Origin of the sequence: Janthinobacterium sp. HH106, from assembly GCF_001758725.1 — a bacterium.
Classification (GTDB): Bacteria; Pseudomonadota; Gammaproteobacteria; order Burkholderiales; family Burkholderiaceae_D; genus Janthinobacterium.
The window spans coordinates 1-26,195 of record NZ_LRIC01000047.1 but is presented as its reverse complement, the minus strand read 5'-3'; the positions used below and the strand labels follow the sequence as shown (position 1 = coordinate 26,195).

Sequence of the window (26,195 nt, the reverse complement as noted above, 5' to 3'; positions counted from 1 at the left end):
CCGGTTAATTAGTTGTTAACCAAATTGGGGTGAGGCAGTACTTTTCAAGCATACACAAAGCAGAAAACTGATGCATTTTGGCAAATGCTAGCGTGCGCGGCGCGTTCGCTTCAAATGGCGCTTGCTTTTGCGGCCCACTTGTCCAGGGCCGTCTCGTCGCTGTCGCGCGCATCGACCCAACGCGCCCCTTCGGGCGTGTCTTCCTTCTTCCAGAACGGCGCTTCCGTCTTCAGGTAATCGATGATGAATTCGCAGGCGGCAAACGCCTCGCCCCGGTGGGCGGACGACACGGCCACCAGCACGATCTGCTCCTGCGGCAGCAAGGGCCCCACGCGGTGGATCACCAGCGCGCCGGACAGGGGCCAGCGGCCCCGCGCCTGCTCCACGATGGCTGCAATGGACTTTTCCGTCATGCCCGGATAGTGCTCGAGCTCCATCGCGGCCACGTCCAGCCCTTCGTTCATGTCGCGCACCGTGCCGACGAAGCCGACGACGGCGCCCACCTTGGGGTTGCCTGCACGCAATTGTGCGATTTCTTGACTCAAGTCAAAATCGGCTTGCTGGATGCGGACGGATGTACTCATTTCGCGTTGCCTCCGATGCGGCGCAGCAGGGTTTCGATGCGGCTGGCCGTGCGCGCATCGGTGACGGCGGCGATCGCGCACAGCTGCATCAGCTGCGACACTTGCGTGAGCGGCTTCTGGCCCGATTTGAGCGACGATTGCAGCACTTCCACCTGCATTTTCAGGCGGTCGCGGGCAAATTCGGCGCCGCTGTCGACACCGGCGACGATTTCCAGGCGCAACACTTCACCGAGCAGACGCTCCTGATTGGCCTGCAATTGCTGCACGTAGGCCGCGCTGCCCTCGCCCAGCGCGGCCTGAGCGGCGGCAAAGCGCTGCTGCAGGCTGCGTTCGTACTGGGCGTCGAGCGGCGGCAAGGCGCTCCAGCGCTCGCTCCACGCTTGCGCGTCGGCGCCGGCACCGCCATCGGCCAGTGCGGCTTCCAGCGATTGCACCAGGCGCAACTTGTCGCGCAGGGCGTTGGCCTGCGCCGCGCCAGCGCGTTCGGCGATCGCATCCGCCTGCGCTTGCACGCCGGCGACCGCCGCCTGGTAGCGCTGTTCGATCTTCGCTTCGCTGGCGCGCGGCACGGGGCCTGTGGCGTTCCAGGCGGCGCGCGTGTCGCGCAGCAAGTGATTGATAAAGGCGCTGCGGGCCTTGTCGTCGCCCTCGGGCACGACGGCCGTTTCCAGCGCGGCGCACAGCGCTTCGCGCGCATGCAGGTGTTCGCGGCGCTCGTGGTCGGCCGCGTGGGCCGTTTCCTTGCGCCTGGCGAAGATATCGTCGCAGGCGGCACGGAAACGCTGCCACAGCGCCTGTTCCGCGCGGCGTTCCAGCGGCAGGGCTTTCGCCAGCTCCTGCCATTTGTCCTGCAAGGCTTTCAGCATGTCGACCGTGTTGCGCTCCGATGGCTTGAGCAGGCCCACTTCCACGATCAATTGCTCGCGGCGCGCCGTCTCGATCTGGCGCTGCGTGTCCAGCGGCTTCGACAGGGCGTCCAGCGCGGCGCCGAACTCCGTATCCAGGCGTTTCTTTTCCTTGCGATCGATCGTGCCCAGGCGCGTCCACGCCTGGCGCAAGCGCTGCGAGGCGGAAGCGACATGTTTCCAGTCGGTACTCTCTTCGGCCGCCAGGGCCGCCGTTTCCGCGATCAGTTCCTGGGCCTTGGCTGCATTGCCGTGGCGCTCTTCCGCCAGTTGCTTGAAATGCTGGGCCGCCGGCGCATACGCCACGCTGCAGGCGGCGTCGAAACGCTCCCACAGCGATTTCGGTGCGGGGCCGGACAAGGTGTCGAGCGACTTCCAGCGCTCGCGCAGGCTGCCCACTTTCTTGGCCAGTTCGGTCATCGGCAATTGCTGCGCCGGCAATTCCTCGCCCGCCTTGACCAGTTCCTCGCGCGAGACATTACCGCCCCAGCGCGCCCAGTCGGCCAGGCGCTTGAACTCGCCGCGCACATGGGCCAGGCGATCCGCTTGCGCAGGCGTCAAACGGCCGTGCTTGCTATCGCGCAAGGTCTTGTCATGTTCGGAAGCCACGTGCAGCAAGCCATCCTGCAGCGCCGCTTCCATGGCGTCGAGCACCTTGAAGAACTGCTCCGTCGCTTCCTTCGACACGGGCGCGTGTTCCTGGCGCGGCTTGCGCGGCGCCGGTTCCGCATGCGCTGGCGCGTCCACGGCTGCGGCAGGGACGAGCGGCGCCGGGGCGCTGGCCAGCAGGGCCGCAAATTGCTGCTGCAGGCTGTCGGACAATGGCGACTCGGGCAGGCGCGGCAAGGCTTGCCACGCGCGTTTCAAGGTGTCTGCATCGAGCGTAGCGGCGTCCTGCGCCTGCCATGCGACCAGCGCAAGCTGGCGCGCGTCGAACGCGGCCTGGTGCTGCTGCAGCGCCTGCAAGGCGGACTGCGCCTGCTCGCGCGCCTGGATGAAATCGCTCTCCAGGTGTTTCGGCAAGGAAGCGCGCTCGGGCGATTGCGCATGCTGCGCATGTGCCGCGTCGAGGCGGGCCAACGCCTGGGCCAGCTCATCGGGGGACTGGCCACTGGCAGCCAAGGCGCGCGCGGCGGCGACGGTGTCGATCACGGCGCGCTGCAGCACCACTTGCGCTTCCAGGCGGGCGGCCAGCGCGGCGCGCGCGGCGGCAAAGGCGCTCTCCAGCTCGGGCGTGGCCTTGATGACTTGCCATTGACGGTCCAGCTCGGCTACCTGGTTCGGGCTCAGCTTGTCATCGTTCAACAGGCGCTGGGCCGTGGCGATGCTGGCCTGGGCGCGTTGCGTCTCGGCAGCCTGATGACGGATCAGGTCGATGCGGCCCTGCATCAGCTTGGCAACGCGGCGGTCCGTATTGCGCATGGCGTGGTGGACTTTTTCCAGCAGGGGCAAGCTATGGACGTGTTCGGCCGCGATCAGGCGGGCATCGGCAAATTCGCTGGACACGATGAATTCACAGGCGGCGGCTTCGTCGCCCGCCACGGCATGGGCACGCGCAACCTGTTCGGCGCGGCGCGATGCGCTCTGCGCCGAAGCGGCGGCCTGTTCTGCCACGACAGGATCGGGGACGGCAGTCTTGCTGGCAGAACGCTTGAAGAGAAATTCGAACATGACGGGTTTCGCGTGGATCAAAACCACCATCATAACAAAGCCCGGGGTATTGCATCGGACAGGGCTGAACAAGTTATCAAATGACTAAAATGAATCTTTTCCCTATGACGGCGCCATGTGCCCGGCGATAAAACCACCCTGGCACAGGCGGGCCTGCCGGGGTGTGCGCTCGCTACCCGTTCAAGCCTGCGCGCGCAGCGGCGGTGACGGTGCAAGCTGCGCCGACGCGCCGCCGGCCTCGGCGTTTTCCCCGCCGGTGGCAGGCGCGCCCGGCGCCGGCAAGGATGTCGGCAAAGGCGCCGGCAAAACAAAGGGCAGCACCTGCGCCTTGCCACGGCGCGCCTCCTGCGCGCGCGCGTCGTGGGCGAGGAACTGGTAGGCGATGGCAAACCACGCTTCGCCCACGATGACCTTGCGCGCCAGCGCGAACAGTTCGCGCTCTTCTTTTTCCAGGCGCTGCAGCAAGGCCGCGCAAAAGGCGTCGATGGCCGCGCACAGCTGCTCGGCCTGCAATTCGGAATGGTCGATGGCGGCGCCCGCGCGCTGCTGCACCGCATTGATGCTTTCCAGCGCCACGCGGTTCAAGCCATTGATTTCATTGAGCAAGCCGTCGGCATGCGGTGCGGCCTGGCGAATGGCGGGCACCAGATACATTTCCACCTTGCGCCAGTAGCCGCCCTGGTACAGCCGGCTCAGCCAGTCGCCCGCATACTGCAGCTGCGCCAGGCTGAGTCTGCTCTGGTGACGCAGCTGCACATGCATGTACTTCTGAAAGGCCAGCAGGCTCATGCGGATGCTGGCCTGTTCCACCGACAGGGAAACCAATATATATGTTGCCGTAAGCATGCACTCACTCCCGAAAATGCGCTGGATGTCTGATCCTGGAAGTGAAAGTGTAAAGACTACCGACAGCGATGGGTTTGATCCTGCACAAACCCGCAGCGGGCCAGCCGCGCTTTCTTTTACGGCGCGCGCAAGCCGATATGCAGGTTGACGACGCCGGGCTCTTCCGATGGCGTGACTTCGCCGCCAAAGCTCTTTACCAGCCGCTGCATGCCCTTGTTGCGCGCCATCGCCTCGCCCACCAGCGCTTCCGTGCCCCGGCTGCGGAAGTAGTCGACGAGCTTCTCGAACAGGATATGGCCCAGGCCCTTGCCCTTCAGGGCCGAACGCACGGCGATGGCGAAATCGGCGTGGATATTGTCCGGGTCGGCCACGGCGCGCACCACGCCCAGGGTTTCCGGCTTGCCGTCCGGCCCCGTGTGCGTGGCGATGAAGGCCATGGCGCGGTCGTAATCGATCTGCGTCAGGCGCGCCAGCTGCGACACGGGCAGCTCGCGCATGGAGGTAAAAAAGCGCAGGCGCACGTCGTCCGGGTCCAGCGCGTGGAACAAATCCATGTGCTGCGGCGCATCCTCGGGGCGGATGGGGCGCAGCAGGATCGATTGATCCATCCATGTCACCTGCTCTTCCAGCTCCTGCGGATACGGGCGGATGGCCAGGCGGTCGCGCTGCTGGCCCGGCTGCAGGCGGATGCGCGCGTCGAGGGCGATCACGCCGTCCGCGTCGGCCACCAGCGGGTTGATGTCGAGTTCGGCCAGCTCGCCGATGTCGGCCACCAGCTCGGCCACCTGAATCAGGGTGTAGCAGATGGCGTCGATGTCGGCCGGCGGCTGGTTGCGGTAGCCGGCCAGCAGCTTCGACACGCGCGTGCGCGCCAGCATGTCGCGCGCCAGCACCATGTTCAGCGGCGGCAGGCCGATCGCGTGGTCGGCCGTCACTTCCACGGCGATGCCGCCCTGCCCCACGAGGATCACGGGGCCGAAGGCGGCGTCCGTCGTGACGCCGACGATCAATTCATGCGATTGCGGCCGGCGCGCCATCTGCTGCACCGTAAAACCGTCGATCAGCGCGTCGGGCCGCATGCGGCGCACGCGCTTGAGCATGGCGGCGGCGGCCGTGCGCAGGATGTCGGGCGTGTCGAGGTCGAGCGCCACGCCGCCCACGTCGGATTTATGGGCGATGTCGGGCGAATGGATCTTCAGCGCGACGGGATAGCCGATATCGGCCGCCACGGCCAGCGCCTCTTCCACGTCGGCCGCCATGCGCGTGGTCGCGACGGGAATGCCGTAGGCGGCCAAAATCTCCTTCGAGCGGCATTCGCCGAGCACCGTCTGGCCGGCCGCCAGCGCGGCGGCGACGATTTCGCGCACCCTCGCGCGGCGCGGCGTGGCCGACATGGGCAGCTGCGCCGGCACCTGCATCAGGGTTTCCTGGTTGCGCCGGTATTGCACGATCTGCATGAAGCCATGCACGGCCTTTTCCGGCGTGTCATAGGTGGGAATGCCGGCGCGATTGAAGACCTGGCGCGCGGGCGCCACGGTGGTGCCGCCCAGCAGGCACGACAGCACCGTGCGCGAGGTGGCCTTGATCAGCGGCGTGACGGCTTCGGCGATATCGATCGACGAGACCATGGCCGTGGGTGCGTGCAGCAGCAGCAAGGCGTCCGCCTGCGGCTCGTCGAGCAGCGGCTTGATGGCGTCGGCATAGCGCTGGACGGCCGCGTCGCCGGGCAAGCCGACGGGGTTGTCGTGCGACCACCCGCGTGGCAGCGCCTTTTCCAGCGCGATCACGGTGTCCGGCGACAGCTCGGCCAGCTTGCCGCCGCTGCTCACCAGCGCATCGGTGGCCATCACGCCCAGGCCGCCGCCGTTGCACAAAATCGCCAGGCGCTCGCCGCGCTGCGAGCGGATGTGCGTGAGCGTTTCCACGGCGTCGAACAGTTCTTCGGCCGAATACACGCGCAGCATGCCGGCGCGGCGGATGGCCGCGTCGTAGACGGCGTCGGAACCGGCCAGCGCGCCCGTATGCCAGGCCGCCATGGCCGCGCCTTCCGCCTCGCGCCCCGCCTTCAGCACGATGACGGGCTTGCTGCGCGCGGCCGCCCGCGCCGCCGACATGAATTTGCGCGCCGCCTGGATGTCTTCCATGTACAGCAGGATGGCGGCCGTGTCGATGTCGCCGGCCAGGTAGTCGAGCAGGTCGCCGAAATCGATGTCGTAGCTGGCGCCGAGCGAAATGAACTTGGAAAAGCCCACGCCGTGCGCGTTGGCCCAGTCGAGCACGCCCGACACCAGCGCGCCCGACTGCGAGACGAAGGCGATCTTGCCGCTCGTCGCACCGACGTGGGCGAAGCTGGCGTTCAAGCCCAGTTTCGGCACCAGCAGCCCCATGCTGTTGGGGCCGAGGATGCGCAGCAAATGCGGCTTGGCCGCCTTCAGCATGGCCAGGCGCAGCGACTGCTCGCGCACGGGATCGAGGCCCGACGTCATGACGATGGCCGCGCGCGTGCCCAGCGCGCCCAGTTCGCGGATCAGCGCCGTGATGGTGGCGGGCGGCGTGCAGATGATGGCCAGGTCCGGCGCCTTGGGCAGGTGCCCCAGCTTGCGGTAGCATTTCAGGCCCATCAGCTCGTCGTACTTGGGGTTGACGGGCCAAATCTCTCCCTGGTAGCCGCCGCCCAGCAGGTTGTACAGGGCGATGGCGCCCAGCTTGCGTTCGCGCGCCGTGGCGCCGATCAGGGCCACCGAGGCTGGCTTGAACAGCTTGTCGAGATTACGGATACTCATGTTCTGGCCTCATGGTTTGCCGGAGCGGGATGCCGGAGCGGCTGCGCCAGTGTATAGGATGCGTTGCCAAAAAAACTTGACCTTGTCACGCGTTTCGCAAAAAAATAGTGCCTCTACCAGCGCGAGCGGTGGCTTTCCGTCACGCCCGCCAGCTGCGCCACGATGCGCTTGGGCGAGTCCGCGCTGGTGCGCACCCAGCCGCTGAACGTGCCGATGGGCTGGATGTAGCGGCTGGCGGCGATCCACAGGTTTTTATCCTCGCGCCGTGCCCCTTCCGGCTTGAAGTGCAGGTCCAGCAGATCGTCGTCCGTCCATACGTGCCACGGCGCCAGCGGGTTGTCGGGATTGAAGTCGAAATGCGCGCGGCCCAGCGGATACAGCTGGCCATCGAGCCACAGCGCGTTTTCATGCGCGCCGAAATAGCCGGCCTGCAGGTTGAACCCGAGGTCCAGGCTGTGCGCCGAAGCCCAGCGCCATTCCGTCTCGCGCGCCAGCAAGCCGTTCGAATAATCGAAGCTGGCCACGCCGTCGTCCAGGCTGTAGCCGACGGCGCCGCAGCGCACGCTGCCCCACAAGGGCAAGCCGCCCGATTTTTGCGTCGCATGCACGCTGCCGCCCTCGCCCACGGGGCCGATGGCCAGCAAGGTGGGCGCCACGGGCGGGCCGCATTCCGCGTCGATGCCGAAATGGCCGCAATCGAGCCGCAAGCGGTAGCGCTGCTGCGGCTGCGCCTCGATGCTGATTTTCTGCGACAAAAAACGGAAACGGCTGGAAGCACCCGCATGCGGCGCCAGCGTGGCGCACAGGCCGGGAATGCCATCCTGCGAAAAACTGGCCACGATCTTGCCCTTGTGGCGGTCGAAGGCATAGGCGAAGGCCGTGCTGGTCCAGCCCAGGTCGACGATGGCCACGCCGCAGAACACGGCCGGCGTCGACAGGGCCACGTAATGCCAGCGCTTGTGGTGGAACAGGCGCCAGAGGGCGCCCCGTGCATGCGGCGGCGCCAGCGCGGCCCAGTCGAAAGCGTCCAGCTGGCCCGTGTAGCGGCCGAAACATGGCTGGCCACCGGCGGCGAGCAGGGATGACGGCGCGGGCGGCAGCATCATGCGGCCTGCCTTGCGGCAGCGCCGCCGTCGTGCAGGGCGGCGGCCAGCAGCGCACCGAAGGCGGCCGGCTGCGCCTGGGCTATCTCGACCTGCGGGCAGGCATGCCAGAGCGCCAGGCGCCGCACGGCGCCGGCCACGTCCTGCACCAGGCGGGGGCTGACGCGCACGCCCTCTTCCAGCGCCAGCGACTTGATCTCGAAGCGCCCCTGAGCGCGGTGCGCCTTGGCATCCAGGCGTCCCACGAGCGCGCCGCGCCGCAAGATCGGCAACGTGAAGTAGCCATAGCGGCGTTTTTCAGCGGGCGTGTAGCATTCGAGCCGGTAGTCGAAGTCGAACAGTTCCAGCGCGCGGCGCCGGTCCCAGACGACGGGGTCGAACGGCGACAGGATCGTCGTCAAGGTGGGCGCCAGCTTGCCGGCGGCGGCCGCGCGCAGCAACTCCCCATGCTCGGCATGCACGTAGACGGCGTCGCTCCAGCCGGCCACCGCGCAGCGCAGCAGCGCGCCCTCGTCGACCAGCGCCTGCAGATCGTGCGCCAGGCTGGCGCGCGGCTGTTTGGTGCGGAAATAGTCGCTGATCCAGCCGGCCCGCGCCAGGCCCAGCGCCTTCACGCTGGCCAGCAGCAAACGGCGACGCACCTGGTCCTCGGGCGGCAGCAAGCCGTCGTGCCAGCCAGGCAGCACCCGTTCGGCCAGGTCGTAATAGCGCTGGAACTGATGCCGCTTGGCGATCATCAGCACGCCCGACGTAAACAGCACTTCAAGCGAGCGCTTTTCCGGCTTCCAGCTCCACCAGCCGCCCGCCTGGCCATCCGTGCGCTCAAAATCGGCCGAGCGCGCGGCGCCGTTGACGCGGATATGGTCGAGCACCGAAGCGACGGCGTCGCCCTGCTCGGCCATCCATTTGACGGAATACTTCCAGCCCATGGCGGCCGGATCCAGCATGCGGTGGCGGTACAAGCCATAGTCTTCGATGGGCACAAAGCACGCCTCATGCGCCCAGTATTCGAACAGCGCGCCCTCGGCCAGCAATTGCTCGAGCCACGGCTGCGGATAGTCGCCCAGCCGGCTCCACAGCACCAGGTAGGGGCTGCGCGCCACCACGTTGATGGTGTCGATCTGCAGCACGCCCATCTGGCGGATGGCGGCCAGCACGTCGGCCTTCACGGCTTTTTTACGCCGCGCCTGCAGCAAGCCCTGCGCGGCCAGGTGCAGGGCGCGCGCGGCGGCCAGCGAGAGCGGGGGGACGTCGGAAGGCGGGTGCTTGTCTGGTCTGTGCATAACAGAAAGATACCGCATTCTGCCCACGCATTGTGCGTTTTATCGCTATCGGATCGCGCAGCCTTCAGCCTCGCTATGCGGCGGGAAACACCAGCGTCACCGCCAGCCCCCTGCCCTGCAAGCCGGCGCCCAGCACGATGGCCGCGCCATGCCGCTCGGCGATGCGCCGCACGATGGACAGGCCCAGCCCGCTGCCGGGCAGCTGCGTCGCACTTTCCACCTGCCCCAGGCGCACAAAACGTTCGAACGCGCGCTCATGCATGTCTTCCGCGATGCCCGGTCCCGTATCGGCCACGCGCACATAGCTGCGTCCCGCTTCCACGCCGCAGCTGATCTCGACGGCGCCCGGCGCCGGCGTGTAGCGCAGCGCATTGTCGACCAGGTTACGCAGCAGCATCTGCAGGCTGTCCGCATCGAGCGCGCACGGCGCCGGCGCCACGTTCACGGCCAGCGACAGCCGGTACGGCGCGGCCAGCGCCTGCCACTGCGCGGCCTGCTGCGCCAGCAGCTGCGCCAGGTCGCCCGGCGCCAGCGCCACCTGGGCTTGCGCCTGCGGATCGAGCCGGGCCAGCGCCAGCATCTGGTTGACGAGGCGCGTGGCGCGCTCCACGCTGCTACCCAGGGCGGCGATGAATTCCTCGCGCTCGTCCGCGCTGCGCGCCCGCTGCAGCACTTGCAGATTCGTCTTGATGGCGGCCAGCGGCGTGCGCAGTTCGTGCGCCGCATCGGCCGTGAAGCGCTGCTCGTTGTCGCGGCTGTGCCGCACCCTGCCGAACAGGCGGTTAATTTCCAGCAGCAGCGGATGCAGTTCGTCCGGCGCGCCAGCGAGCCCAACGTCGGCCAGTTCATCGGGCGTGCGCGCCGACACTTCATCGGCGCACGCTTGCAGCACGCGAAACACGCGGTGGACGGCCCACCAGATGGCGACGGTGGCCAGCGCCGCCAGCAGCAGGCCGAACAGCGCAACGCGGTAAAAGAAGCCGCGGCTGATGTCGTCGCGGTGGCTGGTCGGTTCGGCCACCAGCAGTTGCAAAGTGCGCTGCGGGTCCCACAGCGAGAACAGACGCCAGCGCTGGCCGCCTATCGTGGTCCACGACAGGCCATCGGGCGCGCTGCGCGACAGGGCGATGTCGGACGCCGCATCGTTGCGGTACAGCACGCGCTGCTGCGCGTCGCGCACCTTGAACAGCAAATACTGGTGGGGATTGTGCTGGCCGCGCAGGGGCAGGTCGATGGGTCCCGTCAAGCCGTGTTCGCGCGCCTCCTTTGCCACCAGCGACAGCAGCAGATGCCCCGTCTCGGTCAGCGACTGGTCGAACAATTCCTGGCTTTCGCGGCGCGCTTCCACATACACGATGGCGGCGCTGCCCACCCACAGGGCCAAGGTCAGGCCCAGCAAGACCGTCAGCAGGGTGCGCCGCAGCGACCAGGTTTGCACGCCGCGGCCGGCAGTTAAGAATCTCTTAAGAACTTCTGCGCAAGATCCGGAGCGAAATATTTTCTGGGTAGCCATGGCTGCAATTGTAAATGATTCTTATTGCTTTCATGATTCCCATTCCTTCACCAATACAGCGCAATTATTCATTCACCCTTCAGGAGTTTGCATGTCCAACCGCACCCGCCGCGCGCCCCTGCCGCGTCCCACCACCCTGGCCCTGGCCCTGGCCGCCCTGTCCTGCCTGCCGGCTCACGCCCAGACCGGCACGCCGGCCAGCATGCCGGAAGTGGTGGTCTCCGCCTCCGGTTTCGAGCAGGACATCAAACAGGCGCCCGCCTCGATCACGGTGCTGACGCGTGAGGAGCTGTCGAAGGAACGCTTCGGCAACCTGACGCAGGCGCTGGAAAGCGTGGAAGGCATCGACGTGGGCGCGGCGGGCGACAAGACGGGCGGCATGAACATCAGCATCCGCGGCATGCCCAGCGACTACACCCTGGTGCTGATCGACGGACGCCGCCAGAATGCGGCCGGCAACGTCACGCCGAACGGCTTCGGCGGCACGCAGACGAGCTTCATGCCGCCACTGGCCGCCATCGAGCGCATCGAGATCATCCGCGGCCCCATGTCGACCCTGTACGGCTCGGACGCCATGGGCGGCGTGATCAACATCATCACGCGCAAGGTGGGCAAGCAGTGGATGGGCTCCGTCTCGGCCGACTATACCGCGCAGCAGGCATCGGACTTCGGCGACGTGAAAAGCGGCCGCTTCTACCTGAGCGGCCCCATCGCCACCGACCTGCTGGGCCTGTCCCTGCGCGGCAGCAAGCAGCGCCGCGATGCGGCCGACATCCGCGTCCCCAACGCGGCCGGCGCGGAGGTGCCCGCCAGCATGGGCGCCAATCCCGTGCGCGCGGACATCGCCAACTTCGGCGCGCGCCTGGCGTTGACGCCGAACCGTTACCACACCGTCATCCTCGACGCGGACGCGGGCCGCCAGACCTACGACAATTCGAACGGCCAGCTCGGCACCAAGACCGTGCAAGGCGGCTACGGCCCGGAACAAAAATATAACCGCGACCAGTGGACCCTGTCGCACACGGGCCGCTTCGACTTCGGCACGCTCGACAGCAGCTACATGGTGAACAAGACGGAAACCCTGGGCCGCACGATTCCGCCAGGCACGCCCGGCGCCGTGGCCGGCAGCGCGCGCACGCTGGAAGTGGAAAGCCAGGTGTTCGACACCAAATTGGTCATGCCTTTGGGCAAGCACATGGCGACCGTCGGCGCGCAATGGTGGAAAGCGGAAATGACGGACGGCGTGGCACCGAAAAAATTCGAATTCACGCAAAAAGCCCTGTTCGTGGAAGACGAATGGCAAGTGCTGGAAAACGTCGCGTTGACCTTTGGCGCCCGTTATGACGACCACAGCATCTTCGGCGGCCAGACCAGCCCCCGCGCGTATGCCGTGTGGAACGCGACACCGAGCTGGACCGTCAAGGGCGGCGTCAGCAAGGGCTACAAGACGCCGCGCGTGGAACAATTGTCCCCAGGCATCAACGGTTTCGGCGGCCAGGGCACGATCCCCCTCGTCGGCAGCCCGGACCTGAAGCCGGAAACGAGCACGACAACGGAAATCGGCGCCTACTTCGACAACCTGGCCGGCTGGACCGCCAGCGGCTCGCTGTTCAACAATGCATTCAAGGACAAGATCACGACGGGCACGGGCCTCGTCAACTGCAGCTACCGTCCATCGCCGAACCGTCCCGGCTGCGTCAGCTTCGGCAACTGGCCCAACGTCGATGCGTTTGGCCAGTCGGTCAACGTGGATGAGGCCGTCACACGCGGCGTCGAGCTGAACACGCGCTTCCCGCTGGGAAAAAGCTTGTCGGCCAGCGCCAACTACACGTACACGGAAAGCGAACAGAAGAGCGGCAGCAATGCGGGCAAGCCGCTGAGCGACACGCCCAAGCACGCAGTCAATGCGCGCCTCTCGTGGGATATATCGCGCGAATGGAACGGCTGGCTGCGCGCCGAATACCGCAGCGAGCGCTTCCGCGATCCGGGCACCTCGGCTTCCACGCGCGCCGCCAAGGCTGCGCTGGGCGACTACCAGGGCTACGCCATGCTGCACCTGGGCACCAGTTACCAGCTGAACAAGCGCGTGACCCTGAACGCGGCCGTGTACAACCTGCTCAACAAGGACTTCATCGACTACCAGCCTTACCGCGCACCGGCCTTGAACTACGCGAACCGCTACGTCAACAGCCTGGACGGACGCCGTCTGTGGCTGTCGGCCACCGTCGATTTCTGATCAAGGGGGGCGGCCTCCCGGCCGCCTTTTTTCCGTCAGACCGCTTTGGGCTTGTCGATGCAATAGCCGATCCCATGCACCGTGCGTATCAAGTCCCGCCCCAGCTTCTTGCGCAGGTGGTGAATGTGCACTTGCACGGCGTTGCTTTCCACTTCATCGCCCCAGCTGTACAGGTTTTTCTCCAGCTGTTCCCGGCTCAGCACGCGGCCGCCGTGTTCCAGCAGCAGTTGCAGGATGCGGAATTCCTTCACGGTTAACATCACGGGCACGCCCCCTTGCGTCAGCTGCCGGTCCGCGATATCGAGCGCCAGGTCGCCGTGCACGAGCTGCTCGCGCAGGCGGCCAGCGGCGCGGCGGCAGGCGCTGCGGATGCGCGCGGCCAGCTCGTCGAGGTCGAACGGTTTGACGATGAAGTCGTCGGCGCCCGCGTCCAGGCCGGCGATGCGCTCGCCCACCTGGTCGCGCGCCGTGACGACCAGCACGGCGCCGCTGTAGCCATTGTCGCGCAGCATGCCCAGCGCCTGCATGCCGTCCTGCCCCGGCAAGCCCAGGTCGAGCAGGATGCAGCCGTAGTCGTGCAGGCGCACGGCCGTGTGCGCGTGTTCGGCGCTCGTGACCCAGTCGACGGCGTAGCCGCCCTGTTCCAGGCCGATTTGCGTGGCGCGGCCCAGCTGCGGGTCGTCTTCGGTCAGCAGGATGCGCATGGAGAAGCGGCGATCCGCTCAGTCCTTTTTCTTGATCAGGCCGGCCAGCGCGGCAAACGGATTGTGCGTGGCGGGCGCCACCTCGGCCGACAGCAGGCCTGCGCCACGGTCCGCTTCCAGGTAGCGCGAGTGCTCATTGTCGTGACAATACAGGCACAGCAGTTCCCAGTTGCTGCCGTCGGGCGGATTGTTGTCGTGGTTGTGGTCGCGGTGGTGCACCGTCAGTTGCTGCACGTTGGCGCGCGTAAATTCGCGCATGCAGCGGCCGCAGACCCACGGATACATCTTCAGCGAGCGCTCGCGGTAGCCGCTCTCGCGCTGGTCGGCGGCGCGGCGCGCTTCGGCCACGATCTTGTCCAGTCTTGCCGCGTCGGGCTTTTTACTCTGCATGACAACTTTCGATATGGGAGGAAGAAGCATCCATTTTAATGAGGATGGGGGCGCAATTGTACTTTTTCTGCCACGGCGCCAGCCCGTGCCGCCCCCGGCGTGCTTTTTTTAGCGTGCGCGGCACCACAGGTTCTTGATTTAACGCAAAATAAGCCCAGCGACAGACCACGAACAGACGCTAGGGCAGCAGGCAGCGCGCAGGTCAGCATATTTCGGCTATGATGCGCGCCACGCCGCCCTTCACCTTTCCATGACCCTAGCCTGCAAGCGCCCGTGATAGCGATAACAAGACCCCTGCAACGCCTTGCCCGCCGCCTGTACCGTCTCAGCCTGGTACCCCTGTTCGCGCTTATCTTGCTGCTGGCGCTGTGGGCGGCCGTCTTGTACCAGGTGGGCCAGGAACGGGCCAGCGCCGTGCGCGACGCCGTGGCCGTCAGCCAGTCGCTGGCCCGTACCCTGGCCGACCACACCAGTTTCACCTTGCGCCAGACCGATCACGCCACGCAATTGTTCAAGCTCAAATACGAGGAAACGGACGGCACCCTGCGCCTCAATGAATTTACGCGCCGCCAGGGCTTGCTCGACAGCGTGCTGCCATCGAAGCTGGAACTGCCGATCGCGCTCGTCGACGCGCGCGGCGACGTGATCGACAGCGCCAACGCGTATCTGCCGGAAAACCTGGCCGGCCAGGCATTTTTCAAGGCGCTGGCCGCCAATGCGTCCGACACGGCCCTGGTCGACACGCCCATGCTCGACGCGGGCAGCAAGCACTGGACCATCCGCCTGGCGCGCCGCCTGAACGATGGCCAGGGCCGCTTTGCGGGCGCCATCGTCATCCACGTCGACCCTACGTATTTTGTCGACGACTACGACCGCCTGAACCTCGACGAGCATGGCGCGCTGATGCTGGTGGCGCGCGACAGCGGCCTGACGGTGGGGCGCATCGGCGAGCAATTGATCCTCAGCGACCGCATCGACTTCCGCATGCCGGGCCCGCCGCGGCACGCGCCCGAGGAACTGCTGATCGAACCGCCCGTCGATGCGACGGCGCGCATCTACAGCTACCGCGAGCTGCCGCGCTACCCGCTGCTGGCGGTGGTGGGCGTCAGCCAGGCCGTCGCCCTGACGCGCTTCGAACACCGCCGCCTGGCGTATATCGGCGCCCTGCTCGCCGCCAGCGTGCTCATCGCCGGCTTTACGGCGCTGCTGATGCGCCAGAGCGCGCGCCTGCGCCGCAGCATCCGCCAGGCCAAGGAAACACAGGCGCTGCTGCGCGCGGCGCACCAGGCCAGCCTCGATGCCGTGCTGCTGCTCAAAGCCTGGCGCCCCGCGCCGGGCAAGCCGGTGGAAGATTTCACCTTTGCCGACATCAACGAGCGGGCCGCCGATATGCTGGGCAAGCCGCGCTCCGAACTGCTGGGTCAGCGCGTGCTGCCGCGCGTGCCGCTGCTGCGCGGCGAGCGCTTTTTCAAGCGCTTCGTGCTGGTGATGGAAACGGGCCAGCCGCTGGAGGATGAATTCGAGCTGAAACTGGCATCCGGCGGCACGCGCTGGCTGCGCCACCAGGTGGTGCCGATCGCCGACGGCGTGGCCGTCACCTCGCGCGACATCAGCGCGCGCAAGCACGACGAGCTGGCGCTGCAGGACAACCGCAGCTTCCTGCAGTCGCTGATCGACCACCTGCCCGTGCTGGTGTACGTGAAAAGCGCGCGCCCGGAAAACTTCGGCCGGATGGAAGTGTGGAACAAGGCGGCCGAGGACATCACGGGCCACCTGGCCGCCGACGTCATCGGCAAGACCGATTGCCAGGCCTTTCCGCCCGACTTCGGCCTGCACGATGCCGAGGACGACCGCGCCATCCTGGCCGAGCACGGTGTCATCGACCATACGGAAAAGCCGCTGCGCCTGCGTGACGGCAGCCTGCGCTACCTGCGCTCCGTCTCCGTGCCCGTATTTGACGAGCGCCATCAGGTCGAGCATATCCTGTGCATCGCCGAGGATATCTCGCAGCGCCGCCAGCAGGAACTGGAACTGCGCCAGAAACAGGCCGAACTGGCCGCCGTCAACGACGCCTCTCCGCTCGGGCTGGTGCGCCTGGACCGCCAGCGCCGCTGCACCTACGTCAACCGCACCTTCGAAGCCATCACGGGCCTGCCGCGCGCCGCCGCGCTGGGCGCCGGCTGGACCAGCGCCCTGCACCCGGACGACTATCCGCTGATGCACGTGGCGCTGGAACAGCTCACGCGCAGCCACGCGCCATTCCAGTCCACCCTGCGCTGCCTGCAGCGCGACGGCAGGCTGGTCTGGGTCTCCGTCAAAATTGCCCCCATCCTCATCGACGGCCAGATCGACGGCTACGTGGGCAGCCTGGACGACATCACTACCTTGCGCGAATCGGAAGTGGCGCTGCTGGAAAGCGAAGCGCGGCTGCGCACCATCGCCGACACCTTGCCGGCCATGATCGCCTACATCGACGCCGACCAGGTCTACCGCTTCCTGAACATCGCCTATGAACGCGAATTCGGCCTGACGGGGCGGCAGGCGCTGGGCAAGAGCGTGCGCGACACGGTGGGCGAGGCGCGCTACGGCACGGTGGCGCCATATATCGAAAGAGTACTGGCCGGCGAAACCCTGAGCTTCGAGGAAGAAGACGAGAAGGAAGGCATAGAGCGCTGCATGGAAGTGATCTACATCCCGCAGATCGGCGAAGACAGGCTGCAGGTCGTGGGTTTTCACGTGATGCGCCAGGATATCACCGTGCAAAAGCGCGAAAAACAGCGGCTGCTGAAGCTTTCCCAGGTCGATGCATTGACAGGGTTGTCGAACCGCGCCGGCTTCCAGCAAAAGCTCAGCGACGCCATGCACGCGAGCCGCCGGCAGCAGCACCTGATGGCCGTCATGTACATGGATATCGACCGCTTCAAGCCCGTCAACGACACGCACGGCCATGGCACGGGCGACGCCCTGCTGCGCGCCTTCGCCCAGCGCCTGACGCAGACCATGCGCGCCACCGACATCATCGCCCGCCTGGGCGGCGACGAATTCACCATCATCATGGAACAGATCGCCCGGCCCGACGACGCGGCCGTGCTGGCGGAAAAAATCGTCGCCGCCATGCGGCAGCCGTTCGAACTCGACGGCATCACCGTGCGCATTTCCGCCAGCATCGGCCTGGCCTTCTACCGCGACGAAGACATTTCCCCCGCCGTGCTGCTGCAGCGGGCCGACGTGCTGCTGTACCAGGCCAAGCAGGATGGGCGTAATACCTACAGGGCCGGCGTGCTGACGACTTGAGCACCTGAGAAAACGTCCATGGCTGCGTTGCAGTGCCTTGCCGTACTATTCGTACTGCCTACGGCACTACGCCTTGCCCTGAACGTTTTTCAGGCACTCTGGATGTATCGATAAAAATCGAAAACGCTCTTCGAAATTCGTTCAATTCTCCAGTACCTGCCTCATTTCAGCTATATTGGCGCCTGTCTTCCCTACCCTTGCCACACCATGCGCCTGCTGCACACTTCCGACTGGCATCTGGGCCAGACCCTGCACAATTTTGAAAGGGGTTACGAACACCAGCGCTTCCTCGACTGGCTGCTCGACACGCTCGTGATGGAGCAGGTCGACGTGCTGCTGGTGGCGGGCGACGTGTTCGACAATGCCAACCCGTCCGCCGCCTCGCAAAAGCAACTGTATGTCTTCCTGCAGCAGGCGCGCGCGCGCCTACCGGCGCTGCAACTCGTCGTCGTCGCCGGCAACCACGATTCGGCGGGACGGCTGGAAGCACCCGGCCCCCTGCTGGCCGCGCATGGCACCCACGTGATCGGCCATGTGCTGCGCGGCGACGATGGCCAGATCGACCTGGAACGCCTGCTGCTGCCTTTGACGGGCGCCGATGGCCAGGTACAGGCCTGGTGCCTGGCCGTGCCTTTTCTGCGCCCGGGCGACGTGCCGAAACTGCCGGCCGGCGACACGCAGGATGCCTACCTGGGCGGCATCGCCCTGCTGTACCGCCAATTGACGGACCTGGCGCTGGCGCGCCGCCGGCCCGGGCAAGCCATCGTTGCCATGGGCCACTGCCACATGGTGGGCGGCGAAATGTCGAACGATTCCGAACGCCGCATCGTCATCGGCGGCACGGAAATGCTGCCATCGGGGATTTTCGATACGTCCATCGCGTATGCGGCACTGGGCCATCTGCACAAGGCGCAGGCCGTGGGCGGCCAGGAGCACATCCGCTACTGCGGCAGCCCGATACCGCTGTCGTTCGCGGAAGTGAATTACCGCCACCAGGTGCTGTGCCTCGACATCGATGGCGACACCTTGAAATCCGTGCGCGCCATCGAGGTGCCGCGCGCCGTGCCCCTGCTGCGCGTACCCGCCACACCGGCGCCCATAGCCGAAGTGCTGGAACAGCTGGCCGCCCTCGACGTGCCGGACGCTCCAGCCGAAGCGCAGCCGTTCCTGGAAGTGCGCGTGCGCCTCGAGGCGCCCGAACCGGGCCTGCGCACGCGCATCGAAACGGCGCTCGACGGCAAGAGCGTGCGCCTGGCGAAGATCGAAACGTCGAGCGCTGCGCGCAGCAGCGCGCCAGAGAACATGACGCTCGACCAATTGGGCCAGCTGCAGCCCGACGACATCTTCCGCCGCCTGTACCTGCAAAAATACGCGAAGGAAGCGCCGCCCGAACTCCTCTCGGCCCTGGCCGAACTGCTGCTGCCCGGCGCCTGACGTCCAGGGGCATTACGCCCACCATCCATTCTCCCACGGTACCATTTGAAAGGTTTTATGAAGAAAATCCGTCATTTCCCCCTGCTGGGCGTTTCGTTGCTCATATCGCTTGCCGGTTGCGGCCCAAGCGCCGAGTACCCGCCCCCGATGCCGGCCGAAAAGACAGCAGCGTCGCAACTGTCGAAACCCATCATGCTCAAGGACCTGAGCACCGGCATCAAGGCGGGGAAATCGGTGGCCGATGGCTATCTGGGTAAATGGAGCTATTTCGGCAAACCGCGCGTCGTCACCACCGAGCAGCTGGCTGACGGCACAGTGACGGCCATCACGGTCTTGCTGGAAGGGTCTGACTCATACCAGCTCCAGAAAGAGCTCGAGGAAAAATACAGCAAGGAAGAAGGGCATCCCGTCACATTCAGCTGCAACCGGGCGTACCGCCGCCTCCCCGCACTCGACAACTTGAGAATCGTCGATGAAAACTGCATTGTGTATCATGCCGATCAAATATTGCGCATTCATTCCCTCTCTCCGTATGACACAGAGATGATCAACAAATTGTGGTCCGCCAGAGCCCTGTTCTTCACCACCAAACTGACGCTGGTCGATGCCGGCCTTGAAACCAAACGCGAAGCCGCCATAGCGGCGGCGTCCGCCGAAAAGCACGCGGCCGAAGAAGCCAAGGCGAAAAAAGATCTGTAAGCGCACCCGTCGGGCGACTGCATCAGCATAAAGAACAGCATGAAAATCCTGAAAATCAGCGGCAAGAACCTGGCTTCGCTGGCCGGCGAATTTGAAGTCGACTTCCAGCAGGAACCGCTGGCGTCTTCCGGCCTGTTCGCCATCAGCGGCCCCACGGGCGCGGGCAAGAGCACCCTGCTCGACGCCCTGTGCCTGGCCCTGTACGACGCCACGCCGCGCCTGCTGAAGGTACTGGGCCGGGGCAGCGCCCTGCCCGACGTGGGCAAGGAAACCGTCAACGCCCAGGATACGCGCACCCTGCTGCGCCGCGGCACACCGGACGGCTACGCGCAGGTGGACTTCGTCGGCAACGATGGCGGTCACTACCGCGCGCGCTGGAGCGTGCGCCGCTCGCGCACCAAGGCCGAAGGGGCGCTGCAGGCCACCGCCATGAGCTTGCACCAGCTGCCCGCGCTGCAGCCCATCGGCGGCACCAAGACGGAGGTGAAGGAAGAGATCGAAAAACGCATCGGCCTGTCCTTCGACCAGTTTACGCGCGCCGTGCTGCTGGCGCAAAACGAGTTTTCCACCTTCCTCAAGACTGAAGACAATGAACGGGGCGAATTGCTGGAAACCCTGACGGGCAGCAGCATCTATACCGATATTTCCATGCGCGCCTTCGAGCGGGCGAAAAAGGAAAAGCAGGTGCTCGAACGGCTGGGCGAAAAGCTGGCCGACCAGCGGCCGCTGTCGCCGGAAGAGCGCAGCGAGACCGAAGCGTCAAGCGGCGCGGCCGAGACCGCCCTGCAACACATCGACTTGCGCAAGGCGGTGCTGGAATTGCAGCAGCGCTGGCACCAGGAGACGCACAAGCTGCAAACCCAGGTGACGGCCGCGCAAGAGACGCTCGATAACGCCGATGCCGAACGGACCGCCGCGGAAGAACGCCGCGCGGCGCTGGCGCAGTGGGAATTGCTGCAGCCGGCGCGGCCCCTGATCGACGACGTGGCGCGCCTGGCCAACGAGGTCGCCGGCACGGGCGCCGCGCTGGAAGCGTCGCGCGCGCAGGCGGCGCAGGCCGTGGCCAGCGAAGCGCAGCTGGCGCAGGCCGTGCAGCAGGCGGCAGCGGCCTTGCTTGCCACGGAAGCGGCGCAGCGCGATGCCGCGCCCCTGCTCGACCAGGCCAAGGCGCTCGACGCCGGCATTGCGGCGCACATGCCCGCGCATCGCCAGGCGCAAGATGGGGCCCTGGCCGCCGACCAGGCCAACGAGGCGGCGCGCGCCGCGCTGCACGCGTTGCAGCAGCGCCAGCACGCCGCGCAAGCGGAACAGGAAGCGGGCCGCCAGTGGCTGGCAGCGCACCAGCAGTGGCAGGCGCTGGCGCAATCGTGGCAGTTGTGGGATCAACTGTTTGCCCAGGCCGGCCAGGCGGCAGCGCAAGCCGATGCGGCCGACGCCAGCATGGCCGAGTCAAGACAGCAGCTGCGCCAGGCCTCGGACGCCACGCAGGCGGCGCAAGCGGCGCTGGCCAGCGCCGCTGCCGTGCTGACGGCGCGCGATGTCGAACGGCGCGCGGCGCTGGCGGCCGTGCAAGCCATCGATGGCCAGGGGCTGCAGGATCAGCGCGGCCAGCTCGAGACGCACGCGCGCACGTTGACCAGCGCGGAAAAGACCTGGAGCGAACTGGCGCGCCAGCAGCAGGCGCTGGCGCACTGGCAAGCGAGGGCGGCCCAGCTGGCGCAGGCCGCGCAGACGGAAAACATGGCGTTGGCGGCGGAAGCGGCGCAAACGGCGCTGCTGGAAGCGCGCCTGGCGCAGGCGGAAAAATCCTTGAAAGGCGCCGAGGCGGCATGCGCGGCCAGCGTCGAGCAGCTGCGGGCCAATTTGCAGGACGGGCAGCCCTGCCCCGTCTGCGGCGCGCTGGAACACCCGTACAGCCACGCCGACCACGCCTTGCAGGCGATGCTGGCCAGCTTGCAGGATGAGGTGCTGGCCTGCCGCGCGCAGGCGCGCGGCAATCTGGAGCGGCTGGCCACGCACAAGGCGGCGCTGGCCGCGACGGCACGCGAACAGGCGCAAACGGAGGCCGAACTGGCGGCCCTGCCGCCCGCCATCGACAGCTTGCTCGCGCAGTGGCAGCCGCACGCGGACACATTGGAACTGCCGCCGGCAAATGAGCGCGCGGACTGGTTCGCGCGGCAGCTGGCGGCCAATGCGGCCGGCTTGCAGGCACTGGCGCAGCAGGAAACGGCGCTGCGCCAGGCCGGCGTACGGCGCGAGCAGGCGCAGGCGGCGCACGAACTGGCGTCCAGCGAGCACGCGCGCTGCACAAGCACCGTCGCCGAGACGCAGGCGCGGCTGGCGCAGCTGCAAGCGCAGCAAGCGGGCAACGCCGACAAGGGCGAGACGGCGCGCGCCGCGCTCGACGCCTTGCTGGCGCAGCTCGATGGCGCGTTTGCCGACGCCGACGGCGCCGAGGACTGGAAAGACAGCTGGCGCGCCGGCCCGGCCGCCTTCCGCGCGGCGCGCGAAACGGAAAGCCGGCAATGGCTGAAACAGCAGGCAGACCAGGACCACCGCGGCCACGCGCTGGCGACCCTGGCCGCGCAGCTGGAAGCGGCACAGCTGGCTGCCGCCAAGGCGCAGCAAGCGGCACAGGAAGCCCACGCCGTCTTTGCCGCCGCCGACAAGCAGCGCACGACAATGCAGGCGCAGCGCAACGCGCTATGGCAGGGCCGGAGCGTGGCCGAGGTCGAGCGCACACTGGCAGGCGCCATCGCGGCAGCCAAAGAGCTGCTGACGCAGCAGCAAACGGCGGCGCAATCGGCCAGCCAGCAGCGCACGCGCCTGGAAGAAGCATGCGCGCAGCTGTCGCAGCGCCTGGCTGCCCTGCGTGAACAGGAACACGGCGCCAGCGCCGCCCTGTACGGCTGGCTGCGCCAGTTCCAGGATGCCCATCCGGCCCATGCGCCCGCCGACATGGACGCCTTGCGCGCGCATCTGGCCATCGCGCCGGACACCATGCGCGCCGAACGCGACGCCCTGCAAGCGATCGCCGACCGCCACACGGCAGCCGTCTCCGTGCTGGCAGAACGCCGGCAGCAGCTGGCAGCGCATGTGCAGCAGCCGCCGGAATCCCTGGAAACGGACGCGCCGGCGCTGCAAGCCGCGCTCGACGCGCTGCTGCTGGAACGCCAGGCGGCCAACCAGGAAGCGACCCGGCTGCGGCTGGCGATCGCGCAGGACGACGCGCGGCGCCACGGCGCGCAAGCGATGCTGGCGCAGATCGAGGCGCAAGCCGTCATCGAGCGGCGCTGGGCCAGCCTGAATGAATTGATCGGCTCGGCCGACGGCAAGAAATTCCGCAACTACGCGCAGCAATTCACTCTGGAAGTGCTGCTCGGCTATGCCAACGCGCACCTGAACCACCTGGCGCGCCGCTACCAGCTCGAACGCATCGACAATCCGAACAATCCGTCGCTGGGCCTGATGGTACGCGACCAGAACATGGGCGGCGAGCTGCGCTCCGTGCATTCGCTGTCGGGCGGCGAATCGTTCCTCGTCTCGCTGGCCCTGGCGCTGGGCCTGGCCTCGCTGTCCTCGAACCGCGTGCGCGTCGAATCGCTGTTCATCGACGAGGGCTTCGGCAGCCTCGATACGGAAACCCTGCGCGTGGCCATGGATGCGCTCGACGGCTTGCAAGCGATGGGCCGCAAGGTGGGCGTCATCTCGCACGTGCAGGAAATGACGGAGCGCATCGCCACCCGCATCCTCGTGCAGCCCGGTTCAGGCGGTAAGAGCGTGGTGACGGTGCGCTAAGAACACCTGTCAAAACCTACTGCGCGTCGCGGGTCGCGGTTTCCGATGCTCACTGCCTCGGCGGCCCCGTGCTTAGCACAGTTCCGCGTCTCAACCACAACCCACTTCCGCTCGCTACGGTTTTGTCAGGCGTTGTAAACCGCTAACGGCTGGCCGGCTCCCGGCACAGCCTGAGCATATCCCAACCTAGTTCGCGGCGGATCTGCTCGGGGTCGGGCGGGGGCCGGCGCTGTTCCAGCTCCGCTTTCAGCCACTTCCTGACCAGCTCCTTGGCGGGCTGTACAGGCTTTTCCTTGTCATGCTTGTCCATGGTGCTACCTCTTCAATGGCGGTCAGACGACCTCCTATATACGCTCAACGTCATGGCACGGATTCAGTTGACCTGCGCGTGGCGCAGATGCAACAACGTGTAACGATGGACGGAGTGCGTTAAAATCGCCGCCTTCGCGTAACTACCCGCTACGCCCCGCAACAGTTCAAGGAGCCCCATGAAAGCCGCCCGCAGCCTCACCTTCAAGTGCGTCAAATGTCACAAATCCATGCAGGTCTACCTGCAAAAAGTCTCCGCCTGCTCGCATATCCAGCCCTACCAGGGCATTTGCGCATGCGGCGAACTCAAGCGCCACGCCACGGGCCAGGCCGATGCCGTCAAGTCTTACCTGGAGTCGGCGGACGGTAGCTGGTCGCACCACCACTAATGGTTAAAGAATGGGGCACGGCTGCCGTTAACTGAGTACTTACTCATTCGGAATTTGTTCATGTCCCAGCTTCCCGCCCTCGTTCCCGGCTCGCGCCAGCCCGCCGCCAATACCCTGGCAGGGCAAACGCCGCCTAAAACGGGCGCCGGCCTGGCCGCTTCCCCCCTGATGCAGCGCACGGCGCAAGACGTGGTCGCGCTGTCGAAGAATGGCCTGGACCTGTCGGCCAAGGGACTGTCGCAACGGACCGATGCGCTGGGCAACGCCACCGTCGACGTGGCGCAGGATTTTCTCTCCAACATGACACGTCAGCTGTTCGGCGACGGCGCCACCGTCGCCTTCGATTCAGTCGACCTGCAAGCCGGTTCCAACTTCAGCAGTGCTGGCGCCAGCGTCTCGGGCGCAGGCGGCAGCAGCCGCGCGGCCGCCTTCAGCCTCGATGAAAACGCGCATTTCATCGGCAAGGGCAAGATCACGACGGCCGATGGGCAAACCTTCGACTTCGAAGTGGAAGTGCAATATCAATCGAACATCAGCGCGGGCGTCCTTGAGCAAACGCAAGGTGAAACGCCGGAAGCCACATCCTCCGAAGACGACGCCCTGCCCGCCAAGGAGTTGCCCGCCACGCACTTCGGCGGCAATCTGCACGACCTGTTCAAGCTGCTGGGCCAGCAATTGCAAAGCAATCTCTATCAGGGCACGTCCGATGGCGCCAGCGCCAGCGGCAAGGATGGCGACCTGGCAGGCAGCCTGAGCTTGCGTTTGCTCAAGCTGGTGCAGCCGGACGCGGCGGTCAAAGCCGACCAGAAAGCCGTGGAAACGACGCCGGAAGACCAGGCACGCGCCCGCGCGCTGGCACTCGCCTATGGCACGGACACTGCTAACGGCACGGCCAGCGACGTATAATGGAAGACGGCCTGCGCAGGCGACCATGCCGCGCGCCCCCTTCTATCGATTGAAATCCATGTCCGACACTTCTTCCCCTACCGTTCATCCGCAGATCCACTGGAGCGAAAACGGCGCCGAGCATTCGGCCCGCTGGCGCTCGGAAAGCGGCATGCCGCCGCCCAAGCGCGTCGTCATCGCCGATGACCGCACGACGGCCGACCAGGCTTACCGCCTGGCCTGCGAAGGCACGGCCATGCTGTGGCGCGGCGACTTCCAGAACGCGCGCCAGCTGCTGCAGGCGCTGGCGCGGCGCGCCGACCACAAGAACGACAAACCGAGCAAAAAGGCCAAGGCCGCCAAGCTGGCGAAACCCGAACCATCGGCCACGGAAGCCTTCCATCTGCACCGCCAGGCGCAGTCGCAGCGCGCACGCACCCTGGCCATGCTGCTGCTGCCTTTTGACGCCGACTACACGATCCCGCTGCGCCGCGCGCCGGACGTGAAACTGGCTTGCAATGAAGCGTATGGCCGCGGCGAGGAAGCGTTCGTCGCCTCGCTGCGCGAGCTGCTGGGCCTGATCGGCGCGCATGAATGGCGCCGCACGGGCGTGGACCTGCCGGCCCTGGGCCAGCGCATCCACCCGCATTACGGTGTATTCGCGCCCATCCGCGGCGAATACGTGGGCCTGGTGGCGGAAGCGCCGCTGCCCGCGCGCGCCAGCCTGGCCTTCGACATCGGCACCGGCACGGGCGTGCTGGCCGCCGTTCTGGCGCAGCGCGGCGTCAAGCGCATCGTCGCCACCGACCAGGACCCGCGCGCCCTGTCCTGCGCGCGCGAAAACCTGGCCCGCCTCGACTTGATCGACAAGGTCGAGGTGGTGCAGGCCGACCTGTTCCCCGCCGGACGCGCCCCGCTGGTGGTGTGCAATCCGCCATGGCTGCCGGCCCGCCCAAGCTCGCCGATCGAATACGCCGTCTATGATCCGGACAGCCGCATGCTGCGCGGCTTCCTTTCCGGCTTGGCCGACCACCTGGAACCTGCCGGCGAAGGCTGGCTGATTCTGTCGGACCTGGCCGAGCACCTGGGTCTGCGCCCGCGCGCGCAATTGCTCGAATGGATAGCGCAAGCGGGCTTGAAGGTCGTCGACCGCCTGGACGTGAAACCCACGCACCCGCGCGCGCAGGACGCCACGGACAGCCTGCACGCGGCACGCTCGCAGGAAATCACCTCGCTGTGGCGCCTGGCGGCGGCGTAATCGAGGGTCTGAAACCTGGCCATTGCGCATTGCAGCAAACCCCGCTATAATTCGCCTGCGGGGTGGAGCAGTCTGGCAGCTCGTCGGGCTCATAACCCGAAGGTCACAGGT

At 66.6% G+C, this 26,195-nt stretch carries 18 protein-coding genes; 8 read left to right on the top strand and 10 right to left on the bottom strand.

Annotation, left to right across the window (positions count from 1 at the left end; genetic code table 11):
* Window positions 1-110: 110 nt before the first annotated feature.
* The 7 genes from moaE to JAB8_RS17360 form a co-directional block, all read right to left on the bottom strand.
* Entirely contained in the window at window positions 111-584 is a 474-nt protein-coding gene (gene moaE / locus JAB8_RS17390; protein WP_070290768.1) for a molybdopterin synthase catalytic subunit MoaE, read from the bottom strand.
* Window positions 581-3,160 (bottom strand): DUF349 domain-containing protein, encoded by a 2,580-nt coding sequence (locus tag JAB8_RS17385; RefSeq protein ID WP_070290791.1) that lies wholly within the window; start codon window positions 3,158-3,160, stop codon window positions 581-583. Before JAB8_RS17385 ends, moaE begins: the two co-directional genes overlap by 4 nt.
* A 180-nt stretch (window positions 3,161-3,340) precedes the next feature.
* Window positions 3,341-4,006: a hypothetical protein gene (locus JAB8_RS17380; protein ID WP_139143077.1), complete on the bottom strand. Its 666-nt coding sequence runs from the start codon at window positions 4,004-4,006 to the stop codon at window positions 3,341-3,343.
* 116 nt (window positions 4,007-4,122) lie between these two features.
* Complete coding sequence (locus JAB8_RS17375; RefSeq protein ID WP_070290766.1) at window positions 4,123-6,789, bottom strand: bifunctional acetate--CoA ligase family protein/GNAT family N-acetyltransferase; 2,667 nt, start codon at window positions 6,787-6,789, stop codon at window positions 4,123-4,125.
* Window positions 6,790-6,902: 113 nt separating this feature from the next.
* Window positions 6,903-7,895 (bottom strand): DUF2804 domain-containing protein, encoded by a 993-nt coding sequence (locus JAB8_RS17370; protein WP_070290765.1) that lies wholly within the window; start codon window positions 7,893-7,895, stop codon window positions 6,903-6,905.
* Window positions 7,892-9,175 (bottom strand): crosslink repair DNA glycosylase YcaQ family protein, encoded by a 1,284-nt coding sequence (locus tag JAB8_RS17365; protein ID WP_070290764.1) that lies wholly within the window; start codon window positions 9,173-9,175, stop codon window positions 7,892-7,894. The genes JAB8_RS17370 and JAB8_RS17365 overlap by 4 nt, the downstream gene beginning before the upstream one ends.
* Before the next feature lie 73 nt (window positions 9,176-9,248).
* Window positions 9,249-10,613 (bottom strand): ATP-binding protein, encoded by a 1,365-nt coding sequence (locus JAB8_RS17360; protein WP_254679538.1) that lies wholly within the window; start codon window positions 10,611-10,613, stop codon window positions 9,249-9,251.
* Window positions 10,614-10,779: 166 nt separating this feature from the next.
* Here JAB8_RS17360 and JAB8_RS17355 point away from each other — a divergent pair, with 166 nt between their 5' ends.
* Window positions 10,780-12,924 (top strand): TonB-dependent receptor, encoded by a 2,145-nt coding sequence (locus JAB8_RS17355; protein WP_070290762.1) that lies wholly within the window; start codon window positions 10,780-10,782, stop codon window positions 12,922-12,924.
* A 35-nt stretch (window positions 12,925-12,959) separates the two neighbouring features.
* Here JAB8_RS17355 and JAB8_RS17350 read toward each other — a convergent pair whose 3' ends face one another.
* Together JAB8_RS17350 and JAB8_RS17345 are read right to left on the bottom strand one after the other, a co-directional pair.
* The gene (locus JAB8_RS17350; RefSeq protein WP_070290761.1) at window positions 12,960-13,628 is read right to left on the bottom strand and encodes a response regulator; all 669 of its coding nucleotides are present in this window, start codon (window positions 13,626-13,628) and stop codon (window positions 12,960-12,962) included.
* Between the two features lie 18 nt (window positions 13,629-13,646).
* On the bottom strand, window positions 13,647-14,018 hold the full coding sequence (locus JAB8_RS17345; RefSeq protein ID WP_034755042.1) for a YajD family HNH nuclease: 372 nt from the start codon (window positions 14,016-14,018) through the stop codon (window positions 13,647-13,649).
* Between the two features lie 273 nt (window positions 14,019-14,291).
* On the opposite strand from JAB8_RS17345, the gene JAB8_RS17340 reads away from it, so the two are divergent.
* The 4 genes from JAB8_RS17340 (at window position 14,292) to JAB8_RS17325 (ending at window position 23,243) form a co-directional block, all read left to right on the top strand.
* Window positions 14,292-17,312, top strand: a complete 3,021-nt coding sequence (locus JAB8_RS17340; protein ID WP_254679537.1) for a PAS domain-containing protein — start codon at window positions 14,292-14,294, stop codon at window positions 17,310-17,312.
* Between the two features lie 207 nt (window positions 17,313-17,519).
* The gene (locus tag JAB8_RS17335; protein WP_070290760.1) at window positions 17,520-18,746 is read left to right on the top strand and encodes an exonuclease SbcCD subunit D C-terminal domain-containing protein; all 1,227 of its coding nucleotides are present in this window, start codon (window positions 17,520-17,522) and stop codon (window positions 18,744-18,746) included.
* A gap of 57 nt (window positions 18,747-18,803) precedes the next feature.
* Window positions 18,804-19,445, top strand: a complete 642-nt coding sequence (locus JAB8_RS17330; RefSeq protein WP_070290759.1) for a hypothetical protein — start codon at window positions 18,804-18,806, stop codon at window positions 19,443-19,445.
* 39 nt (window positions 19,446-19,484) lie between these two features.
* Window positions 19,485-23,243 carry an AAA family ATPase gene (locus tag JAB8_RS17325; protein WP_070290758.1) on the top strand — a complete coding sequence of 1,253 codons (3,759 nt, stop codon included), beginning with the start codon at window positions 19,485-19,487 and terminating at the stop codon, window positions 23,241-23,243.
* 142 nt (window positions 23,244-23,385) lie between these two features.
* On the opposite strand, the gene JAB8_RS29560 is transcribed toward JAB8_RS17325, so the two are convergent.
* Complete coding sequence (locus tag JAB8_RS29560) at window positions 23,386-23,553, bottom strand: hypothetical protein (RefSeq protein ID WP_162835746.1); 168 nt, start codon at window positions 23,551-23,553, stop codon at window positions 23,386-23,388.
* Between the two features lie 178 nt (window positions 23,554-23,731).
* On the opposite strand from JAB8_RS29560, the gene JAB8_RS17320 reads away from it, so the two are divergent.
* From JAB8_RS17320 to JAB8_RS17310, 3 genes are read left to right on the top strand one after another with little or no spacing between them, the layout of a single operon-like run.
* Window positions 23,732-23,941: a hypothetical protein gene (locus tag JAB8_RS17320; protein ID WP_034755039.1), complete on the top strand. Its 210-nt coding sequence runs from the start codon at window positions 23,732-23,734 to the stop codon at window positions 23,939-23,941.
* A gap of 60 nt (window positions 23,942-24,001) precedes the next feature.
* Window positions 24,002-24,847 (top strand): hypothetical protein, encoded by an 846-nt coding sequence (locus tag JAB8_RS17315; protein WP_070290757.1) that lies wholly within the window; start codon window positions 24,002-24,004, stop codon window positions 24,845-24,847.
* Window positions 24,848-24,905: 58 nt separating this feature from the next.
* Entirely contained in the window at window positions 24,906-26,084 is a 1,179-nt protein-coding gene (locus tag JAB8_RS17310; RefSeq protein ID WP_070290756.1) for a class I SAM-dependent methyltransferase, read from the top strand.
* Window positions 26,085-26,195: the final 111 nt, after the last annotated feature.